At 54.6% G+C, this 3,767-nt stretch carries 3 protein-coding genes and 1 tRNA gene; 2 read left to right on the forward strand and 2 right to left on the reverse strand.

Annotation, left to right across the window (positions count from 1 at the left end):
- On the forward strand, positions 1-404 hold a 404-nt coding region (locus tag JRJ26_20300; GenBank protein ID MBW2059832.1), incomplete at its 5' end, for a hypothetical protein.
- Positions 405-442: 38 nt separating this feature from the next.
- Positions 443-519: transfer RNA gene (locus JRJ26_20305), tRNA-Val, on the forward strand.
- A 92-nt stretch (positions 520-611) separates the two neighbouring features.
- Here the strand turns inward: JRJ26_20305 and JRJ26_20310 are convergent.
- The gene (locus JRJ26_20310; protein MBW2059833.1) at positions 612-1,718 is read right to left on the reverse strand and encodes a site-specific integrase; all 1,107 of its coding nucleotides are present in this window, start codon (positions 1,716-1,718) and stop codon (positions 612-614) included.
- Between the two features lie 442 nt (positions 1,719-2,160).
- A partial coding sequence (locus JRJ26_20315) for a hypothetical protein (GenBank protein MBW2059834.1) occupies positions 2,161-3,767 on the reverse strand: 1,607 nt, incomplete at its 5' end.

Genomic DNA, 3,767 nt, shown 5'->3' on the forward strand with positions numbered 1-3,767 from the left:
TGAAAAAGCTGAAACTATACATCTACAACCAGCCCCTGATACTCACCTTCCTGGGAGTTGCCGAGGCTCTTCAGGGTAAGTACAACAAGGCGGCGAAAAACCTGGCGCGGGCCGTGGAGATAAACGGGAACAACGACGTGGCCAGGTCCTGGTGGGCTTACATAGAGGCCCGGCGGCGCCGGACCACGCGGGCCATAGACCTGTGCCGGGAGGTCTTGAGAAACCGCAAGGACCTGGCCGAACCGTACATATTCCTGGCCCTGGCATTAAAGCACAGGGGCGAGGCTGAAAAAGCGATTCAAAAACTGGGGCTGGCCGAGAAGGCCCGGGTAGCCTTTTACCCGGCCCGGGCCATAGCCGGTGAGCTCCGCTCGCAGTTATGCGAGGCCAATTTTTCCAATTGACTTACATCATGGTTGGACAATATTTTTATAGGTGCGGTGGGCGATTAGCTCAGTTGGTTAGAGTGCTTGCCTCACATGCAAGAGGTCCCCGGTTCGAATCCGGGATCGCCCACCAGGTTTGACGGGCATTCACACGATTTCCTGGCAAGTTTGGCAAGTGGGCAAACCCCCGACCTTGCCAATTCTTGCCAACAGAAAACCTCTCCCCTAGGCATCAGAAGCTACCTTGTCTTGCTCACTGATCTCGGGCATCAGATCGAGCATCTTCCCAAAGGACATACGATCAAAGCTCGTATATCGATCGGTGGTAGCCCTCTGCCGATGACCCAGAAGAGATCTCAAGACGTCGAGAGTCACCCCCTCTTTGTGCAACCAGGTGGCAAATACATGCCGTAGGTCGTGAAACCGCAATTTAGTCCCGTTGACGAGAAGCCCGAGCTTTCGTACAGCCCGATCGAAAGACTTGTTGATGGAGCGGTAACGGTCTCCGGTCCGGGGGTTGATGAAAACGTAACCGGCAGTCCTTTTGCCGATAGCTCGTTTCAAGACCCTCACGGCGAGGTTCCCAAGAGGAAAGAACTCTCTTCTGCCACCTTTGACTACCAGGACTGCCCTGCCATTTCCGTTGGCATCGTCGAACTGAATATCCTCTATTCTCAGCCCGAGGATGTTTTCTTTTCGGAAGCCGGTATAAACAGCGAATTCAACGATGTCGCCCAGTTGATCCGGCAGTTTCTTGACGAGAGACTTGATTTGTTCGGGTGTGATGTCAACCTCCCGCTTATCAGCTTCCTTGAAAAGCCGAAGTCCCTGAAGAGGATTACTGTTTAAGAAACCCCATTCGACGGCCCTGGACAGCATTCCCTTCACGAATGCCGCTTCCCGGTTGACAGTAGCCGCTTTCACGCCGTCCTGCTCCACCCGAGCATTCATGTATTCCAACATCAGGCGCTTCGATATTGAGACCATCGGCACATCGACCAGTTCTTTACACCGGCTCAAATTCTTGAAACTGTACCGGTAGAGTTCCTGCATCGATCGGCTCTGATGAACCCCGTGGTTCTTCATGAAGGTGGGATAAAAGTCCCTGAGAGTTATGGCTTTTACCTGCCCCTTCTTCTTGGCTTGCTCCAACTCCACTTCGGGATCCTTGCCTTCCAATAGCCAATCAGTGAATTTCATGGAAAGGCGCTGAGCCATCTGAGGATCAGAACCCACTGTCAGCCTCCTTCTCCGGCCGTTAGGGCTGTAGAAATGCAGGGCATAGGTATTATACTTGGTCTTAACTACCCTTGCGGGTTTCAACTTAGCCATGCGCTTTTCCTCCTTTCGCCCTTAGCGCATGGTTGCCGCGCTAAGAACGTAGATTAAACAATCGTTTGTTTCAACATCTTTTATACGGATGATTTTTCCCGCGGCTGTAAGACGATGGGTGGGCGTTCCTTAGGCTTAGAATCATCCCGACTCGACCGGTAGTGCCGCTGAAGAAAGTCATCCATGTCGTCTTTCCTGATCCTCCTGAACCTATGTGAGCCGGTGCCCGCACCGGTTCCAGGCAGTTCCTCAAAAGGGAGGAGGCCGGCAGAGAGCCAGCTAACCACCACTTCCCTTGATACGCAGGCATACCTGGCAGCCTCGGAAACTGAGAAAGCCCTCTTAGATAACAAGCTCCTCTCCCTTGGTTGGGGAGTTGGGGCAACCTGGTTTTCCGGGTTAACTAATGATAATCTATTTGCTGACAACGAGTTACCCCTAGTTAGTGAGTTGGGCCCGCGAGGGTTTGGGAAGTATATATCTCGCTCTCCCAAGTCGCGGGATCGACTACTTCGCCGCCCCAACTTCGCTTGATTTCCAGGTTAACGACCAAGGGAACTCTAAACCCTTCAGGGGGTTCCTCCATGGTGCGCCTGATAAGTTCCTGGATTTCCTGTAAATTCTCTCCCTGTCCCACTTCAACAATAATCTCATCATGAACAGGCAGGAGCATCCGGGCATTGTGACCTTGCAGCACCAGAGATAGCCGGACCATCGCCCGCTTCAGGATTTCGGCCTCAGTCCCCTGGATCGCCGCATTGAAAGCCCGGCGCTCGTCCGCCATTCTCTTACTGTAGTCTACGGAATCGATGTCGGCGAGACGCCTCTTGCGCCCGGTGATGAAAGTACGGACATAGCCGCACCCCCGAGCCAATCGAACCTGCTCTTCTTGGAACAGTCTGACTCGCACGTGGTTATCGAAGAACCGGCGAATGTACCGGTCCGCTGTTTCACGGTCGGTTCCAAGCTCCCTGGCCAGCGTGTCTGATCCCATACCGAAAATGATCCCGAAGTTCACTACTTTGGCGGTAGCCCTTTGGTCGGCTGTAACCTCTTGTGGCCTTACGGTGAAAATCTCGGCTGCCGTCTGCGTGTGGATATCCTCTCCTTCCAGAAACGCTTCGATAAGTCCCGAGTCATCGCTGTAGTTGGCTAATATGCGGAGTTGTATCTGGGAATAGTCGGCGACAATGAAAACATGTTCCTGGCGGGGAATGATCACCTGTCGCATGGGACCCTTCGGGACTCCCTGGAGGTTCGGTTTCGCTGTCGTTATCCGGCCCGTTACAACGCGAGCTTGTTTCAACTCGCTATGAATGCGCCCGGTTACAGGATGGATGCTCTTCTCCAGCCTCGAACAGAGATTCAGGGCCTTCTGTCGTTTCTTGTACTCCAGGATCGGCTCCACGACCGGGTGCTCGCTCCTGATCTTTTTCAGGGTCTCCTCATCTACGCTCGGTTCGCCGGTATCGGTCCGGCCACGCACCGGTAGTCCCAGTTCATCGTAAAGATAGCGGCTCAACTGGGCCGGGGAATTGAGGTTGATTTCCCGAGCGACGATATCCTTGATTCGGCGCTCATAATCTCCTCGCTCCTCTGTCAGTGTCACCCCGGTTGAATAGAGAGCCTCCAGGTCGACCCCGACACCGGCGTCTTCCATATCGGCCAGCACCGGAACGACCTCCATCTCCAGGTCGAAAGCCTCGGCCAGACACTCCCGCTCCAGCAAGGGTTGGAAGACGGCCTTCAGGGCCAGGGTATTTTCGGCATCAGCGCAAGCGTAGTCCCGGGCCACCTCCAGCGGGACATCAGCCAGGGTTTGCTCTCCGCCGAGTGCCTCTTCGTAGGTGGTAGCCTTCCGCCGGAGATAGTCTCTGGCTAAGTATTTCAGGCCGTGCTCACCATTCTCGTCCAGTAAGAAGGCGGCAATCATGGTGTCGTAGTATGGCGGAGCCAACGGCATGCCTGCCTGCCGGAGGACGCGGATGTCGAACTTGGCGTTGTGGAGAACCTTCAATGCCGGCCCGGCAAGGGCAGGAGCCAAAATCT

The organism is Deltaproteobacteria bacterium, from assembly GCA_019308905.1.
In the GTDB taxonomy this organism is placed as follows: Bacteria; Desulfobacterota; BSN033; order WVXP01; family WVXP01; genus JAFDHF01.

Bases quoted from the DNA above. Each gene is read 5' to 3' on its own strand.
- JRJ26_20310 (MBW2059833.1), bottom strand. From the start codon at position 1,718: ATGGCTAAGTTGAAACCCGCAAGGGTAGTTAAGACCAAGTATAATACC.